Raw genomic sequence first — 15708 nt, forward strand, 5'->3', positions numbered from 1 at the left:
ATGGCTGTCCGCGCCGCCGTCCTGCCCGCCATCGGCTCCCCGCTGGAGATCACCGGCATCGACCTGCCCGACCCCGGACCCGGACAGGTTCGCGTCCGGCTCGCCGCCGCAGGGGTCTGCCACTCCGACCTGTCCCTGTCCGACGGCACCATGCGCGTGCCCGTGCCCGCCGTCCTCGGCCACGAGGGTGCCGGCACGGTCGTGGCCGCTGGTGAGGACGTCACCCATGTCGCCCCCGGCGACGGCGTCGTGCTCAACTGGGCCCCGTCCTGCGGCTCCTGCCACGCCTGCTCGCTCGGCGAGGTCTGGCTGTGCGCCAACGCCCTCAGCGGCGCCGCCGACGTCTACGCCCGCACCGCCGAGGGCACCGGCCTCCACCCCGGTCTGAACGTCGCCGCGTTCGCGGAGGAGACGGTCGTCTCCGCATCCTGCGTCCTGCCCGTCCCGGACGGCGTTCCGCTCACCGACGCGGCCCTGCTCGGCTGCGCCGTCCTCACCGGCTACGGCGCCGTCCACCACTCGGCCCGGGTCCGGCAGGGCGAGACGGTCGCGGTGTTCGGCGTCGGGGGAGTGGGCCTTTCCGCACTCCAGGCCGCCCGGATCGCGGGCGCCTCGAAGATCGTCGCGGTGGACGTGTCCGCCGAGAAGGAGGAACTGGCCAGGGCGGCCGGCGCCACCGACTACGTCGTCGCCTCCGACACCACCGCCCGTGAGATCCGCGGCCTCACCGGCAAGCAGGGCGTCGACGTCGCCGTGGAGTGCGCCGGCCGCGCGGTCAGCATCCGCACGGCCTGGGACTCCACCCGCCGCGGCGGCCGCACCACGGTCGTCGGCATCGGCGGCAAGGACCAGCAGGTCACCTTCAACGCCCTGGAGATCTTTCACTGGGGCCGCACTCTCTCCGGCTGCGTGTACGGCAACTCCAACCCGGCGGAAGACCTCCCCGTCCTGGCCGAACACATCCGGGCCGGCCGCCTCGACCTGAGCGCACTGGTGACGGAACGCATCTCCCTGGACGGCATTCCGGCGGCCTTCGGGAACATGCTGGCGGGCAAGGGCGGCCGGGCCCTGGTCGTCTTCTAGTACCCCTGTCGGGGCACTAGCCCGAACGCTCCGGTACCCCCGGCCTCCCCGCGAGGCCGGGGCCTTCGGCGTGCCTGGGCCCGCGGTCGATGCCGAGTACAGGCAAAAGTCCTGGTGCACGACCCGTTGACGCACATACCGTCCGGTCAGTACGTTCCCCGGAACTCGAGCCACCCCCCCGTTCCGTCCCCGCACCCCCGGAGCGTGCACCGCATGGACACGGCACCTTCCGCTCAGCCCGACACGACCACGCCCGCCGTCGGCAACCGCCGACGCGTGGCCACCGCGGCGGCGCTCGCCTCGGCCGTCGAGTGGTACGACTACTTCGTCTTCGGCATCGCCGCCGCCCTCGTGCTCGGCGACCTCTACTTCCCCGCCGGCAGCGCCACGGCAGGCGTCCTCGCCTCGTTCGCGACCTTCGCCGTCGGCTTCCTCGCCCGGCCCGTCGGCGGCATCGTCGCGGGCCACCTCGGCGACAAGCGCGGCCGCAAGCCGATGCTCGTCCTCGCACTCACCCTGATGGGTGTGGCCACCACAGGCATCGGCCTGCTGCCCACGTACGACACGATCGGCGTGGCCGCCCCGATCCTGCTCGTCCTGCTCCGCGTCGCCCAGGGCGTCGCCGTCGGCGCCCAGTGGGGCGGCGCGATGCTCCTGGCCACCGAGTACGCCCCGGAGGGCAAGCGCGGTGTCTACGGCAGCGTCGTCCAGCTCGGCGTCCCCATCGGCGTGGTCACCGCCAACACGGTCTTCCTGCTGGCCGGCGCCCTCACCACCGACTCGGCGTTCGCGGCCTGGGGCTGGCGCGTGCCGTTCCTGGTCGGCCTGCTGGTCCTCGCCCTCGCCTGGTACATCCACACGCGCGTCGAGGAGACCCCGGCGTTCCGGGAGGCCGAACGGGCGCTCGCCGAGAAGGAGAAGTCCGAGCAGAACTCGCCGCTGCGCACGATCCTGCGCGGCCACCTGGGCACGGTGTTCCTGGCCGGCGGCTCCTTCGCCGTGAACACCGCCACCTTCTACATCCTCATCACCGGCGTCCTCGACTACACGACCCGCGAGCTGGACATGAAGAAGGGCGCGGTGCTCACCGTCTCGCTCTGCGTCAGCCTCACCCAGCTCGTGCTGATCCCAGCCGCCGCCGCACTGTCCGACCGCGTCGGCCGCATCCGGATCTACGCCTTCGGCGCGGCCGGCATCGCCCTGTGGGCCGTACCGCTCTTCCTGCTGATCGACACCGGCTCGCTGCTGTGGCTCGCGGTCGGCACGTTCGTCGCCAGCTGCTTCCTGAGCATCATGTACGGACCCCAGGCCGCCCTGTTCGCCGAGCTGTTCACGCCCGAGATGCGCTACACCGGCGCCTCCCTCGGCTACCAGATCGCGGCCGTCGCGGGCGGCGGGCTCGCGCCCTTCATGATGGTGCTGCTGCTGGAGGCGACGGGCACGTCGATGGCCGTGTCCGGGTACATCATCGCGCTCTCGGTGATCGCCCTGGTGTCGATCAAGATCCTCGCGGACCGGGCACGTGCGGCGGAAGCGCAGGCCGAGCCGGAGACGCAGGCCGAGTCAGCGGGCTGAGTCCGTGGCCTCCTCGGGCCGCTGCCCCGGAACCGCTCCCGGAGCCGCGGCCCGAGCGGCCACCGTCCCCGACCTCGACCGGGACACCGCCACACCCGCCAGGCACAGCACACCTCCCATCAGCGTGAGCAGCCCCGGGACCTCGCCGAGGAAGAGCCAGGACATCAGGACGACCAGGGCGGGCGCCGCGTACGTCGTCGCGCCCATCCTGCTCGCGGTCGTCCGGGACAGCGCGTACGCCCACGTCGTGAAGGCGAGGGCGGTCGGGAAGACGCCCAGATAGACCATGTTGAGCGTCGCCGAGGCGGGCGCCCCGGCGGCCTCCTGGACGAGCTGCCCCGCGAACGGCAGGCACACCACCGCGCCGACCAGGCAGCCGAACGTCGTCACCTGCAGCGGGGTCGCGGTGCCCAGCGCCGGCTTCTGCGCCACGACACCACCGGCGTACGCGATCGCCGCCAGCAGGCACAGTGCCACCCCGAGCACCGAGGAGCCGCCCTCGCCCGACATCGAAAGCCCGACCGTCACGGCACCCGCGAACGACACGGCCATCCCCGCCAGCAGCCGCGGCGGCATCGGGTCGCCGAGCAGCCGGGCCCCGAGCAGCGCGATCAGGATCGGCCCGGTGTTCACGACCAGGGCGGCCGTACCCGCGTCGACCTGCTGCTCGCCCCAGTTGAGGGCGACCATGTAGAAGCCGAACCACAGCAGCCCCGATATCGCGATCCCGCGCCAGGCCGAGCGCGGCGGCAGCCCCTCTCGCCGCAGGATGCAGATCACGCCCAATGTCAGCGCCCCGGCCAGCAGCCGCCCGAGCGCCAGCGCGCCCGGCGAGTACGCGTCACCCGCGCTGCGGATCGAGACGAAGGCGGACGCCCACAGCACGACGGTGACCGCGGCCGCGCCCGTGGCCAGCAGCTCAGCCCGGCGGGCGGGACGGGACGGGGCGGTGTTCGACATCATGCTCCAGAGGCTAGGAGAGGGAGGGGGCCGGAAGCTCGCGGATTTCGGACGGGGCGCCGGACATGGCCACCGCAGGGCCGCCGCTTCCGCCCCAGTGGGCTGGAGGGGGCGGGTTCGTGGAGGGGGTAGGGGCGGCTGCCGCAGCGCCGCCGCTTTCGCCCCCAGTGGGCTGGAGGAGGCGGGTTCGTGGAGGGTGGGACTGGACGTGGCTACCGCAGCGCCGCCGCCTCCACGCCCAGCAGGTCGAGGAGGGCGCGTTCGCCGGCCGCGGTCACCTTCACGGCCCGCTCCGAGCCGATGCGCACGCACCACCCGGTGTCCAGCGCGTGCCGGCACAGGGCGGCGCCGGCGACGCCCGCGAGATGAGGGCGGCGTTCGGTCCAGTCGAGACAGGCCCTGGCGAGGGGGCGCCGGCCCCGCCGTTCGAGGCCGATACCGGTCGACGCGAACCATGCCAGTCCCGCGTCGGTGAGCGCGAACCCCGTCTCCTGCTGCAGCAGCCCGCGCGCCGTCAGCGCGTCGGTGACCGCGATGCCGAGCCGCCCGGCGAGATGGTCGTAACACGTGCGGCCCCGGGACATGGCCGAGCCGGCGCTCGACTCCCGCAGGTTCCGCGGCCGTACAGCCGTGCCCGGCGAGACCTGGGCGGTCAGGTCCTCCACGAGGTGGGCGACCCGGGCGTCTGCCAGCCGGACGTACCGGTGCCGGACCTGCCGCTCCTCGGTGAGCAGCCCGCCCGCGACGAGCCGGCCCAGGTGCTCGCTCAGCGTCGACGCGGCCACACCCGCGTGCCGCGCCAGTTCGCCCGCGGTCCAGGCCCGCCCGTCGAGCAGCGCCAGCAGACAGGCGGCCCGGGTCTCGTCCGCGAAGAGCGCGGCGAGCCGGGCGAGGGCTGTCGCCTGCGGGTCCCTCGTCGTCATGCCCCCAGCATGGAACACGGACGCTTCGGCGGTCGCCGAAGCGTCGCTACCCCGTGCGCCGCACCTGTTCGTACTGCCGCTCCAGCCCGTCCAGCAGTGCCGTCAGCCCGGTCTCGAAGGCGCGCTCGTCGATCTTCTCCTGCTGCTCGGCGAGGAGGTGAGCCTGCTGGAGATGGGGGTAGTCGGCGGGGTCGTAGGCGCTCGCGTCGTCCACGAAGCCCCCGGCGAAGGAACCGAGCGCGGATCCCGTCACGAAGTACCGCATGAGCGCGCCGATGGACGTGGCCTGCGCCGGGGGCCAGCCCGCGGCGACCATCGCGCCGTAGACGGCGTCCGCGAGGCGCAGCCCGGCCGGGCGGCGGCCGGGGCCGCGGGCCAGCACCGGGACGATGTTCGGGTGGTCGCGCAGCGCGGCCCGGTAGGAGACGGCCCAGTCGTGCAGCGCGGTCCGCCAGTCCAGGCCGTCCTGGAACATCGACAGGTCCACCTGGCCGCTCACGGAGTCGGCGACCGCCTCCAGGATCTCGTCCTTGGTGCGGAAGTGGTTGTACAGCGAGGGCCCGCTGACCCCCAGTTCGGCCGCGAGCCGCCGCGTGGAGACGGCGGCCAGCCCTTCCGCGTCCACGAGCGCACGGGCCGTCTCGACGATCCGGTCGGTGCTGAGCAGGGGCTTGCGCGGTCGGGCCATGGCGCACATAGTAGGGCTGGGCGCAAAACTAGCAGTGCTAATTTAAATGTACACTTTCAAATGGGGTGACTCGTGGTGAATCTGGAGCTCAGCGAGGAGCAGAGCGCGGTCCGACAGCTCGCGCGGGACTTCGTGGAGCGCGAGATCACCCCGCACGTCGTCGCCTGGGACCGCGCCGAGGAGGTCGACCGGGCGATCGTCGAGAAGCTCGGCGAGGTCGGCTTCCTCGGCCTGACGATCGGCGAGGAGTACGGCGGCTCCGGCGGCGACCACCTCGCGTACTGCCTGGTCACGGAGGAACTGGGCCGGGGCGACTCGTCCGTGCGCGGCATCGTCTCGGTCTCCCTCGGACTGGTCGCCAAGACCGTCGCCGCCTGGGGGAGCGAGGAGCAGAAGCGGCGCTGGCTGCCCGGGCTGACCTCCGGCGCGTCGATCGGCTGCTTCGGCCTGACCGAACCGGGCACGGGCTCGGACGCGGGCAGTCTCGCGACCCGGGCGGTCCGGGACGGAGGCGACTACGTCCTGAACGGCACCAAGATGTTCATCACCAACGGCACCTGGGCCGACGTCGTCCTGCTCTTCGCCCGCTCCACGGACGCCCCCGGCCACAAGGGCGTCTCCGCCTTCCTCGTCCCCACCGGCACGCCCGGTCTGACCCGCCGCACCATCCACGGCAAGCTCGGGCTGCGCGGCCAGGCCACCGCCGAACTCGTCCTGGAGGACGTGCGCGTACCGGCCTCCGCCCTGCTCGGGGAGGAGGGCAAGGGTTTCTCCGTCGCCATGTCCGCTCTGGCCAAGGGCCGGATGTCGGTCGCCGCGGGCTGCGTCGGCATCGCCCAGGCCGCCCTCGACGCGGCCGTGCGCTACGCGGGGGAGCGCGAGCAGTTCGGCAGGACCATCGCCCACCACCAGCTGGTCCAGGAGCTGATCAGCGACATCGCCCTGGACGTCGACGCCGCCCGGCTGCTGACCTGGCGGGTCGCCGACCTGATCGACCGGGGGCAGCCGTTCGCCGTCGAGTCGTCCAAGGCCAAGCTGTTCGCCTCGGAGGCCGCCGTCCGCGCCGCCAGCAACGCGCTCCAGGTGTTCGGCGGCTACGGCTACATCGACGAGTACCCGGCGGGCAAGCTGCTGCGGGACGCCCGCGTGATGACCCTCTACGAGGGCACGAGCCAGATCCAGAAGCTGGTCATCGGGCGAGCGCTGACGGGGGTCTCGGCGTTCTGAGTACGCACCTGAGTACTTCGGCGGATGTGGCGCGGGCCACCTCCGCCGATGCTGTTCCCCATGAGTGACACACCGGGCAAGCAGCAGAACACGGCCGCCTTCTACGGCCAGGCCGTCGCCTCCTTCGCCGTCGCCATGGCGGCCACCGCCATCGGCATCTACCAGCTGAGCGCCGACGCCTGGGTGCGGGCCTTCCTCGCCATCGCCGTCCTGTACCTGGTCACCTCCTCCTTCACCCTGGCCAAGGTGATCCGGGACCGGCAGGACGGGGCGGCCTCCTCGTACGCCCCCGCGGCCCCCTCGTACACCCCCTTCGAGAAGCACTGAGGGGCCACGCTAAGCGCCCGCTCACCTTCGGCGGTATGGTGTTGCTCCTGCCAGTGGAGAGGGGCGCGTGATGAGTACGGCGGAGGAGACAGCCGGCGGCGAGGCGCAGGCGTGGGGCGAGGTCACCCCCGACGCGGCGCGGCGGCTGCTGGTCGCCGCGGTGGAGGCCTTCGCCGAGCGCGGCTACCACGCCACGACGACCCGTGACATCGCGGGCCGCGCCGGGATGAGCCCGGCCGCGCTCTACATCCACTACAAGACCAAGGAAGAACTGCTGCACCGCATCAGCAGGATCGGGCACGAGAAGGCCCTGGAGATCCTGCGGACGGCGTCCCGCCGCGAGGGCAGCCCCACCGAGCGGCTCGCCGACGCGGTGAGTTCCTTCGTGCGCTGGCACGCGGGCGGGCGTACCACCGCGCGGGTCGTGCAGTACGAACTCGAATCGCTCGGGCCCGACGCCCGCGCCGAGATCCTCGCGCTGCGGCGCCAGGTCGACGGGGAAGTGCGCGGGATCATCGAGGAGGGCGCGCGGTCGGGCGAGTTCGAGGTCATCGACGTGCACGGCACGACGCTGGCCGTGCTGTCGCTCTGCATCGACGTGGCGCGGTGGTTCAACGTCGACGGGCCCCGGACGCCGGAGCAGGTCGGCGAGTTGTACGCCGACCTGGTGCTGCGGATGGTCGGGGCCCAGGGCCCGGCGGTCTGAGGTTCGGGTGCCGGTGCCTCAGAAGTAGTAGCGCGCCACGGACTCCGCGACGCAGACCGGCTTGTCGCCGCCCTCGCGTTCGACGCTGAAGGCGACGGTCACCTGGACGCCGCCCGGCACCTCGTCGACGGCGCTGATCGTCGCGGTGGCGCGCAGGCGGGAGCCGACGGGGACCGGGGCGGGGAAACGCACCTTGTTCGTGCCGTAGTTGACGCCCATCTTCACACCCTCGACGGCGATCAGCTGCGGTCCGAACAGGGGCAGCAGCGACAGGGTCAGGTAACCGTGCGCGATGGTGGTGCCGAAGGGGCCCGCGGCGGCCTTCTCCGGGTCGACGTGGATCCACTGGTGGTCGCCTGTGGCCTCCGCGAAGAGGTCGATCCGCTTCTGGTCGATGTCGAGCCAGTCGGTGTACCCCAGTTGTTCGCCCACCGCCGACTTCAGGTCGTCGACGGACGTGAAGATCCTCGGCTCTGCCATGTCTTCCAGGCCTCTCGTGTGCAGGGGGGCTGCGCGCTCAATCTCTAAGCGACTGCTTAGCATGGTCGGCCGCAGGGTCTGTGTCAACGGACTCGGTAGGGTTCGAGGGGTGCCCCAGATCCCAGAGAAGATCCATGAGCTCACGGTCGGCCAGCTCGCGGCGCGGAGCGGCGCCGCCGTCTCCGCCCTGCACTTCTACGAGTCCAAAGGCCTGATCAGCAGTCGCCGGACCTCGGGCAACCAGCGCCGCTACTCCCGTGACACGCTCCGCCGGGTCGCCTTCATCCGGGCCGCTCAACGGGTCGGCATCCCCCTGGCGACGATCCGCGACGCGCTCGCGGAACTCCCCGAGGAGCGCACCCCCACCCGTGAGGACTGGGCGCACCTCTCCGAGGTCTGGCGCACCGAACTGGAAGAACGCATCAAGCAGCTGAACCGCCTCAGGGATCACCTCACCGACTGCATCGGCTGCGGCTGCCTCTCCCTCGACACCTGCGTGCTGTCCAATCCGGACGACGTCTTCGGTGAACGCCTCACGGGTTCCCGCCTGATGGTCGACCGGGGCGGTCGCGGGTAGCGCCTGCCCGGCTCGCCCCGTACTCCGTCAGCCCGGCCGCGACCAGTTCCCCGTTCGACCTCGCCCGCTCCCCGCCCGGCAGGAGCAGGACGTCCTCCAGCCCGACCCGCGTGGCAAGGCCCAGCCGCCCCGCGAGCCGCAGCACCGGCCAGGCGCCCCCGTCCTCGCCGTGCAGCAGGACCGGGCGTCCGTGGGCGGCCCCGAGGCCGGACAGCAGCGCCCGCGCGGAGGAGACGGCGCTGAGCGGGTCCGTGTCCGTCACCTCCGCCAGGACCCTCAGCACCTTCGGCCCGAGCGGCGAGGCGGCGAACCGCTCCGCGCCGTCCGTCCCGGACCAGATGCCGGCCTCCACGCCCACCCCGAGCTCCATGAGCAGGGCGGCCGTCTCCTCCGCCCCCGGCTCGTGCCAGTTGACCGAGGCGTGGTCGGGCAGCACCGTCCACTCGCGTATCCGCTCCAGCCGGGCGGCAGGGTCGGGCTCCGCCCACGCGCCGGTGGTCACACCGACCGGCACCGGCACCCGCGCCCGGATCGCCGACAGCGTCATCGCGAGCACCCGCGGCGACAACGTGTCCCGTCCGCAGGGCGTCTTGGGGTGGACATGGATGTCCCCCGCACCGGCGGCCACGGCCCCGGCGGCCGAGTCGGCCGTCGACTCGGGTGTCAGTGGCACGGCCACACCGTCAGCGGCCGTCCGCGATCCGTTCAGGCACACCTGCATCATGCCGACGATGGTGCCGGTCACCACCGACAGTGGGGGTGCGGCATCCCCGGCGCACCCCCCGCGCACCTGCATCCGTCAAGCCGACACCAACAGCCTCGCCCGCCTGGCGTACGCCAGGGACTCGGGCGTGAGCACGGGACGCGGCACCAGGATTCCGCAGTCCGTGCAGACCGGACCGGACGAGGGTTCGTGGTCCAGGTCGTACCTCCAGACGAGCTGCTCCCCGCCGCACACCGGGCACTCCGAGCCCGGCTCGCGCTCCAGCGCGGCGATCAGTCGGCGCAGCACCTCGGCCAGCGGTTCACGGGGATGGACCGCCGGATCGTCGCACCACGCCACGCCGAAACCGCCCCAGGTCAGCCGGTGCCAGTCGTCCACGCTGCCCGGCCTGCGCAGTCCGTCGTGCTTCTCCTTCTTGCGGCGCTCGGCGAACTCGACCTCGTAGGCCAGCCAGACCGCCCGCGCCTCCTCCAGTTCGTCCAGTGCGGCCACGAGCCGCACTGGATCCGGGGAGCGGTCCTCGGGACCGAACCCGGCCCGGGAGCACAGATGGTCCCAGGTCGCCCTGTGTCCGTAAGGCGCGAACCTCTCAAGGCACTTGCGCAGCGAATACCGCCGCAAGGCCAGATCGCACCGCGGATCGCGGACCTGTCTCGCCAGACTCCGGAAACCGGCCATCGTCCTGCACCTCCGTCACACCTGCACCTGTAATCCGGTCACTTCGGCGTCGTCGTACGGACGTCGTCGAATAGACGTATCGACAAGCGAATCGGCTCCATCCGATTCCAAATGGCCTCCATAAGCGGCCCGAAGAGGCTCGCGAGTCGACTGCCGTGGTCCGTGTGCCTGTTGTGCTCACTCGAAAAGTGATGCTTGTTCATCTTCAGGACGGGGGATACCGGCGGTAACATCCGGCCCACCCCCGTCGGGAGGAGCCCCCCATGCCACGGCGTGCCCCACGCACCGTTCTCGACAGACTGAGAACTCCCAGCGGAATCCCCGGGTTCCTGAAGACAGCATCGGTATGCGCCCTGATCGCAGGTCTCTTGTCGCCGCTTGCCCCGGCCGCCGCCTCGGAAACAGCGGCCGCGCAGGTCACGGCCGCCGCGAACGACCACTGCGGCAACCAGTGTTCGGACATCCTCCCGCCCGGCCAGAACGGCAACGCCACCCTCGCCCAGATCCTCCTCAACCAGGCCTTCGGCACCCAGCCCGAGCACGCAGAGGACCAGCTCGGGCCCTATGCCGGCCTCGCCAAGGGCTACCCCGGCCTCACCAACGACAAGATCAACACCTTCTTCAACGACGCGTCCTTCGGGGTCCCGGCCGACCAGGTCGCCTCCAGCGTCAGACCCGCCGGACGCAGTGACGTGACGATCGTCCGGGACAAGAAGACCGGCGTGCCGCACATCACCGGTACCACCAGATACGGCACGGAGTTCGGCGCCGGCTACGCGGCAGCCCAGGACCGGCTGTGGCTGATGGACGTCTTCCGGCACGTCGGGCGCGGTCAGCTGACCTCCTTCGCGGGCGGTGCGCCCTCCAACCAGGGCCTCGAGCAGCAGTTCTGGCGGCACGCCCCGTACACCGAGGCCGATCTGCAGGCACAGATCGACAACGCCGTCGCCACCAACGGCGAACGCGGACGGCAGGCCCTCGCCGACGTCAGGGCCTACCTCGACGGCATCAACTCCTACATCGACGCCTCCGACCGCGGGCGCTTCTTCCCCGGTGAGTACGTACTCACCGGCCACAAGGACTCAGTCACCAACGCAGGCACGATCGAGCACTTCAAGATCACCGACCTGGTCGCGCTGGCCTCCGTCATCGGCGCCCTGTTCGGCTCCGGCGGGGGAGGAGAGGTCAACAACGCCCTCTCGCTGCTGGCCGCCCAGGAGAAGTACGGCGTCACCGAGGGGACCAGGGTCTGGGAGTCCTTCCGGATGCGCAACGACCCCGACGCCGTCCTCACCCAGCACGACGGCAGCTTCCCGTACGGCACCAAGCCCGACGACCCCCAGGGCACGGCCCTGCCCGACGCCGGCTCGGTGGAGCCCGAGCCGCTGGTGTACGACCGCACCGGCAGCGCCACCACGGCCGGTGCGACCGGCGCCTCCGGCGAAGCCGCGAAGACCGCCACGTCGTCCGCCAAGCGCGGCATGTCCAACGCCCTCGTCGTCAGCGGCAAGCACACCGCGAGCGGCCACCCCGTCGCCGTGTTCGGCCCGCAGACCGGCTACTTCGCTCCCCAGCTGCTCCTGCTCCAGGAGATCCAGGGCCCGGGCATCAGCGCCCGCGGTGCCTCCTTCGCCGGCTTGAGCATGTACGTCGAGCTCGGCCGCGGCCAGGACTACGCGTGGAGCGCCACGACCTCCGGCCAGGACATCATCGACTCCTACGCCGTCGAACTGTGCCAGGACGACTACCACTACCTGTACCGCGGCACCTGCACGCCTATGGAGAAGGTCGAGCGGAAGAACGCCTGGAAACCCACGGTCGCCGACGGCACCGCCGCCGGCTCGTACACCATGCGCGTCTGGCGCACGAAGTACGGCCCCGTCGAGTACCGCGCGACGGTCGGCGGCAAGCGGGTCGCCTACACCACCCTGCGCTCGTCCTTCCTGCACGAGGCCGACTCCATCATCGGCTTCCAGATGCTGAACGACCCGGACTTCGTCAAGGGCCCGGAGTCCTTCCAGAAGGCCGTGCAGCACATCAACTACACCTTCAACTGGTTCTACGCCGACTCCGAGCACACCGCGTACTACAACAGCGGCGACAATCCGGTGCGCGCGAGCGGCGTCGACGCCGAGTTCCCGGCGTGGGCGCGGCCGGCCTACGAGTGGCGCGGCTGGGACCCGGGGACCAACACGGCCGACTACACCCCGCCCTCCGCCCACCCGAACTCCATCGACCAGGACTACTACGTCTCCTGGAACAACAAGCAGGCCAGGGACTACACGACCGCGCCCTGGGGCAACGGCTCCGTGCACCGCGGCAACCTCCTCGAGGACCGGGTGAAGGAGCTGGTCCGGCAGGGCGGGGTGACCCGCGCCGCCCTGGTGAAGGCCATGGCCGACGCCGGACTCGCCGACCTCCGGGCGGAGGACGTGCTGCCCAGGCTCCTGAAGGCCGTCACCAGCGCGCCGGTCACCGACCCCGCCGCCGCGGCCGCCGTGAGCAAGCTCCAGGTCTGGGTCGCCGTGGGTGGCAAGCGCACCGAGACGGCCGCCGGCTCGAAGAAGTACGCCGACGCCGACGCGATCCGCATCCTGGACGCCTGGTGGCCGCTGCTGGTGAAGGCCGAGTTCGAACCGGGCCTCGGCAGCGAGCTGTACGCGGCCGTCACGGCCAACCTCCCCGTCGACGAGTCTCCGTCGGCCTCGCACGGCCCGACCGGCTCGCACGCGGGCAGCTCCTTCCAGTACGGCTGGTGGAGCTACGTCGACAAGGACATCCGGTCCGTCCTCGGTGAACAGGTGAGGGGGCCGCTGGCCCGGAAGTACTGCGGTGACGGAAGCCTCGGCGCCTGCCGGGACATCCTCGTCAGCACCCTGAAGGAGGCGGCCGGCAGAACCGCCGCCCAGGTCTACCCCGGCGACGAGGTGTGCGCGGCGGGCGACCAGTGGTGCGCCGACTCGATCAACCACCGCACCCTCGGCGGCATCAAGCACGGCAAGATCGGCTGGCAGAACCGGCCGACCTACCAGCAGGTCGTGGAGTTCACCTCACACCGGTGACACACCGCCCGGCGGCGGGTCAGCGCACGCGGCCCGCCGCCAGGACCAGCCGGGCCAGTTCCGCGTGCAGGATGTCGCTGTGCGCGCCGGCCGGTGGCCCGCCGCGTCTGACCACCGCCGCCGCGTCGACATTCACGCATCCCGAGACGGGCAGTGTCGCCTCCAGGGCCTCGGCGAGGGTGTACGCGCGTGTGCCGGGCACCGCCCGCACCCCGCCGTGGCCCATCGCTCCCCACTTGGCGCCCAGAGCCCGCCCCAGGTCCGGTCCGCCGGCCGACCGGCTGTCGCCCGCCATCCGCGAGGCCAGCGGGTACATGGTGCCCAGGGCGGCGTCGTGCCGGGAGTGGCAGCACACCAGGGGCCCGTCGACGCGGTTCTGCTGCCCCTGGAGCACCCCTCCGGCCCGGGCGTCGTGCGGTAGCCGCGCCGCGAACGCGTAGTGGGAGAAAGCCCCTTGGAGCAGCGTCACCGACTTCACCGTGCGCACGCCCTCGGGGAGGCCCCGCAGCGCGAACGACACCAGCCGCGCGCCGAAGCTGTGCCCGACCAGGTGCACCCGCACACCCGGGGCCGCCTTCGCGAGCTGCCCGACGACCCTGCCCAGACCCCGCTCCCCGACGGTTCCCGCGCGCCGCTTCATCGCGTAGTACGTGGCCTGCCGCAGTAGTTCGTGAGCACCGTCCCACGGGCCGGGGATCCTGAACCCCTGCCGCGTCCCGGCCGCCTCGAGCTCCGCCAGCGCCCGCGTGAACTCCTCGCAGGCCGCCGCCGACGACCCCGCGAACATCTCCGGCTCGCTCTGCGGCACGCCCTCCGCCACCGTGTCCGCCGCGAACAGAGCCTGCGGCCCGGGCGCCACCACCTCCACCAGCGTCCGCACCAGCCGCCCGAACTCCTCCAGCTCGGCCTCCTCCGGCGGCTGCTGCTCCAGCAGCCGGGCGATCTGGTCGACCAGGATCGCCCGGCCCGGGAAGGTCTCCAGCAGCGCGTGCCGGGTGTCCTTGTCCAGCACCGGGCGCCTTGGCGGCTCGGTCGCCACCGCACGCGGGAAGTCCGGGACCGGCTCGTCGGAGAACCGCATCGCCGGCCACAGCACGCCGACGTACCCGACCCGGGCCGCCGGTGCCAGCCGTGGCACGGGCGCGAAGAAGCGGTCGTAGAGGCGGGTCGCGCCCGAGCGGTCGTTGTTCCAGCCGTGCGCGAAGAGGATCAGGTCGCGCACGCCGCGCTCGGTCACCCCGGCGAGCAGCCGGTCGCGCCGGCGGCCCTCCGGGTCTCCGTCCGCGTCGAAGGCCAGCTCCCAGTAGGGAGTCACACTCATCGCCGGATCCGCCATGACAGGCCCCCTGGTCCCCCGGTGACGCCACGATGTGGGCGCATCGTCCTGCCAACGGGGGAGCTTGGCCATACGCCACGGGCGCATTCGGGCTCAGCGGTAGAGGAGGTACTTCCGCCGCATCCGGCGGAACGCCGCCAGGTCCTCCCGCCACCCGGCCACCACCTCGTCGGTGTCCGCACCCGCGTCGATCATCGTCCGTACACGCGTGGAACCGGTGAGCTTGTCGATCCAGTTGTCCGGGCGCCAGGCGAAACCGCTCCAGACCTGCTTGGCGGTGACCAGCAGGGCGATCCCCGTCCGTACGGGATCGAACGCCGCCCGGTCGTGTACGTGCACCTGCACACCGCCGATCGTCCTTCCCTGGAACTTCGAGAAGGTGGGCGCGAAGTACGCCTCCCTGAACCGCACCCCGGGCAGGGCGAGTTCGTTCGCCGCTGCCGCCCAGCGCCGGTCGACGCCCTCCGCGCCGAGCAGCTCGAACGGCCGGGTCGTGCCGCGCCCCTCCGACAGGTTCGTACCCTCGAACAGACACGTTCCCGAGTACACCAGGGCTGTCTCCGGCGTCGGCATGTTCGGGCTCGGCGGCACCCAGGGCAGTCCTGAGGCGTCGAAGAACTCCGAGCGCCTCCAGCCCGACATCGGCACGGTCTCCAGCGGTACGGGCTCGGTCAGGAACTCCTCGTTGAACAGCCGCGCCAGCTCGGCGACGGTCATCCCGTGGGCCTGGGCGATGGGCTGCCGCCCGACGAACGTGGCGAACTCCTTGTGCAGCACCGGGCCGAGGGCCGTTCTGCCGGTCACCGGGTTCGGCCGGTCCAGGACCACGAACCGTTTGCCGGCGAGCTGGGCGGCCTCCATGCAGTCGTACAGCGTCCAGATGTACGTGTAGAAGCGGGCGCCGACGTCCTGGATGTCGAAGACGACCGTGTCGACGCCGGACGCGGTGAAGACGTCCGCGAGCGGCCGGCCGCTCTTGAGGTACGTGTCGTAGACGGGCAGGCCGGTCGCCGGGTCGTCGTAGCGGCCCTCGGAGCCGCCGGCCTGGGCGGTGCCGCGGAAGCCGTGCTCCGGCCCGAAGACGGCGGTGAGGCCGACGCGGTCGTCGGCGTGCATGACGTCGACGATGTGGCGGGCGTCGCGGGTGATGCCGGTGGGGTTGGTGACGATGCCGGCCTTCTGACCGTCGAGCAGGGCGTAGCCGTCGCGGGCGAGGCGTTCGAAGCCGGTGCGTAATTCTCTGTGGCGCTGGGCTGCTGCTGCGGTGGGTGCGGCTGAGAGGGCCGCCGCCGTGGTCGCTGTGAGTACGGCTCGTCTGGAAGGGCGCATGCGGTGACCTCCGTGGTCCGTTGTGTGCCGCTT

At 71.9% G+C, this 15708-nt stretch carries 15 protein-coding genes; 7 read left to right on the plus strand and 8 right to left on the minus strand.

The genetic code is table 11. From position 1 onward, the window contains the following. The gene (locus ACFU3E_RS20455) at positions 1–1083 is read left to right on the plus strand and encodes a Zn-dependent alcohol dehydrogenase (protein ID WP_384159861.1); all 1083 of its coding nucleotides are present in this window, start codon (positions 1–3) and stop codon (positions 1081–1083) included. A gap of 213 nt (positions 1084–1296) precedes the next feature. After that, positions 1297–2658 (plus strand): MFS transporter, encoded by a 1362-nt coding sequence (locus ACFU3E_RS20460; protein ID WP_384159864.1) that lies wholly within the window; start codon positions 1297–1299, stop codon positions 2656–2658. On the opposite strand, the gene ACFU3E_RS20465 is transcribed toward ACFU3E_RS20460, so the two are convergent. The 3 genes from ACFU3E_RS20465 to ACFU3E_RS20475 form a co-directional block, all read right to left on the minus strand. After that, positions 2647–3618 (minus strand): DMT family transporter, encoded by a 972-nt coding sequence (locus tag ACFU3E_RS20465; RefSeq protein ID WP_384159965.1) that lies wholly within the window; start codon positions 3616–3618, stop codon positions 2647–2649. The genes ACFU3E_RS20460 and ACFU3E_RS20465 overlap by 12 nt on opposite strands. A gap of 212 nt (positions 3619–3830) precedes the next feature. Then, positions 3831–4541 (minus strand): ArsR/SmtB family transcription factor, encoded by a 711-nt coding sequence (locus tag ACFU3E_RS20470; protein ID WP_384159867.1) that lies wholly within the window; start codon positions 4539–4541, stop codon positions 3831–3833. A gap of 46 nt (positions 4542–4587) precedes the next feature. After that, entirely contained in the window at positions 4588–5238 is a 651-nt protein-coding gene (locus ACFU3E_RS20475) for a TetR/AcrR family transcriptional regulator (protein ID WP_384159872.1), read from the minus strand. Positions 5239–5304: 66 nt separating this feature from the next. Between ACFU3E_RS20475 and ACFU3E_RS20480 the strand changes: the two genes are divergently transcribed. From ACFU3E_RS20480 to ACFU3E_RS20490, 3 genes are all read left to right on the plus strand, one after another. After that, entirely contained in the window at positions 5305–6456 is a 1152-nt protein-coding gene (locus ACFU3E_RS20480) for an acyl-CoA dehydrogenase family protein (RefSeq protein WP_384159968.1), read from the plus strand. Positions 6457–6516: 60 nt separating this feature from the next. Then, positions 6517–6783 (plus strand): YiaA/YiaB family inner membrane protein, encoded by a 267-nt coding sequence (locus ACFU3E_RS20485; RefSeq protein ID WP_384159875.1) that lies wholly within the window; start codon positions 6517–6519, stop codon positions 6781–6783. Between the two features lie 70 nt (positions 6784–6853). After that, complete coding sequence (locus ACFU3E_RS20490; protein ID WP_384159878.1) at positions 6854–7489, plus strand: TetR/AcrR family transcriptional regulator; 636 nt, start codon at positions 6854–6856, stop codon at positions 7487–7489. 18 nt (positions 7490–7507) lie between these two features. Here the strand turns inward: ACFU3E_RS20490 and ACFU3E_RS20495 are convergent, their stop codons facing one another. Next, positions 7508–7969 (minus strand): MaoC family dehydratase, encoded by a 462-nt coding sequence (locus ACFU3E_RS20495; RefSeq protein ID WP_384159881.1) that lies wholly within the window; start codon positions 7967–7969, stop codon positions 7508–7510. A gap of 109 nt (positions 7970–8078) precedes the next feature. On the opposite strand from ACFU3E_RS20495, the gene soxR reads away from it, so the two are divergent. Further along, positions 8079–8546, plus strand: a complete 468-nt coding sequence (gene soxR / locus ACFU3E_RS20500) for a redox-sensitive transcriptional activator SoxR (protein WP_384159884.1) — start codon at positions 8079–8081, stop codon at positions 8544–8546. On the opposite strand, the gene ACFU3E_RS20505 is transcribed toward soxR, so the two are convergent. Beyond that, positions 8503–9270, minus strand: coding sequence for a 3-keto-5-aminohexanoate cleavage protein (locus ACFU3E_RS20505; RefSeq protein WP_384159971.1), 768 nt, complete (start codon positions 9268–9270; stop codon positions 8503–8505). The two genes, soxR and ACFU3E_RS20505, sit on opposite strands and share 44 nt — an antisense overlap. Positions 9271–9345: 75 nt before the next feature. Next, a complete protein-coding gene (locus tag ACFU3E_RS20510; protein WP_384159887.1) occupies positions 9346–9948 on the minus strand; it encodes a hypothetical protein in 603 nt (200 codons plus the stop codon). Positions 9949–10211: 263 nt separating this feature from the next. On the opposite strand from ACFU3E_RS20510, the gene ACFU3E_RS20515 reads away from it, so the two are divergent. Next, positions 10212–13010: a penicillin acylase family protein gene (locus tag ACFU3E_RS20515; protein WP_384159891.1), complete on the plus strand. Its 2799-nt coding sequence runs from the start codon at positions 10212–10214 to the stop codon at positions 13008–13010. A gap of 19 nt (positions 13011–13029) precedes the next feature. Here the strand turns inward: ACFU3E_RS20515 and ACFU3E_RS20520 are convergent, their stop codons facing one another. Beyond that, a complete protein-coding gene (locus ACFU3E_RS20520; protein WP_384159894.1) occupies positions 13030–14346 on the minus strand; it encodes a serine-threonine protein kinase in 1317 nt (438 codons plus the stop codon). Positions 14347–14439: 93 nt separating this feature from the next. Next, positions 14440–15675 carry an exo-beta-N-acetylmuramidase NamZ domain-containing protein gene (locus ACFU3E_RS20525; protein WP_384159897.1) on the minus strand — a complete coding sequence of 412 codons (1236 nt, stop codon included), beginning with the start codon at positions 15673–15675 and terminating at the stop codon, positions 14440–14442. Positions 15676–15708 lie beyond the last annotated feature (33 nt).

The sequence above is a fragment of the Streptomyces sp. NPDC057424 genome, assembly GCF_042803315.1.
In the GTDB taxonomy this organism is placed as follows: domain Bacteria; phylum Actinomycetota; class Actinomycetes; order Streptomycetales; family Streptomycetaceae; genus Streptomyces.

What these genes read in the sequence shown, in the direction of transcription:
- ACFU3E_RS20490 (WP_384159878.1), top strand. Translation starts at nt 6,854, where the DNA reads ATGAGTACGGCGGAGGAGACAGCCGGCGGCGAGGCGCAGGCGTGGGGC.
- ACFU3E_RS20470 (WP_384159867.1), bottom strand. Translation starts at nt 4,541, where the DNA reads ATGACGACGAGGGACCCGCAGGCGACAGCCCTCGCCCGGCTCGCCGCG.
- ACFU3E_RS20510 (WP_384159887.1), bottom strand. Translation starts at nt 9,948, where the DNA reads ATGGCCGGTTTCCGGAGTCTGGCGAGACAGGTCCGCGATCCGCGGTGC.
- ACFU3E_RS20465 (WP_384159965.1), bottom strand. Translation starts at nt 3,618, where the DNA reads ATGTCGAACACCGCCCCGTCCCGTCCCGCCCGCCGGGCTGAGCTGCTG.
- ACFU3E_RS20485 (WP_384159875.1), top strand. Translation starts at nt 6,517, where the DNA reads ATGAGTGACACACCGGGCAAGCAGCAGAACACGGCCGCCTTCTACGGC.
- ACFU3E_RS20520 (WP_384159894.1), bottom strand. Translation starts at nt 14,346, where the DNA reads ATGGCGGATCCGGCGATGAGTGTGACTCCCTACTGGGAGCTGGCCTTC.
- ACFU3E_RS20525 (WP_384159897.1), bottom strand. Translation starts at nt 15,675, where the DNA reads ATGCGCCCTTCCAGACGAGCCGTACTCACAGCGACCACGGCGGCGGCC.
- ACFU3E_RS20455 (WP_384159861.1), top strand. Translation starts at nt 1, where the DNA reads ATGGCTGTCCGCGCCGCCGTCCTGCCCGCCATCGGCTCCCCGCTGGAG.
- ACFU3E_RS20495 (WP_384159881.1), bottom strand. Translation starts at nt 7,969, where the DNA reads ATGGCAGAGCCGAGGATCTTCACGTCCGTCGACGACCTGAAGTCGGCG.
- ACFU3E_RS20460 (WP_384159864.1), top strand. Translation starts at nt 1,297, where the DNA reads ATGGACACGGCACCTTCCGCTCAGCCCGACACGACCACGCCCGCCGTC.
- ACFU3E_RS20515 (WP_384159891.1), top strand. Translation starts at nt 10,212, where the DNA reads ATGCCACGGCGTGCCCCACGCACCGTTCTCGACAGACTGAGAACTCCC.
- ACFU3E_RS20505 (WP_384159971.1), bottom strand. Translation starts at nt 9,270, where the DNA reads ATGATGCAGGTGTGCCTGAACGGATCGCGGACGGCCGCTGACGGTGTG.
- ACFU3E_RS20475 (WP_384159872.1), bottom strand. Translation starts at nt 5,238, where the DNA reads ATGTGCGCCATGGCCCGACCGCGCAAGCCCCTGCTCAGCACCGACCGG.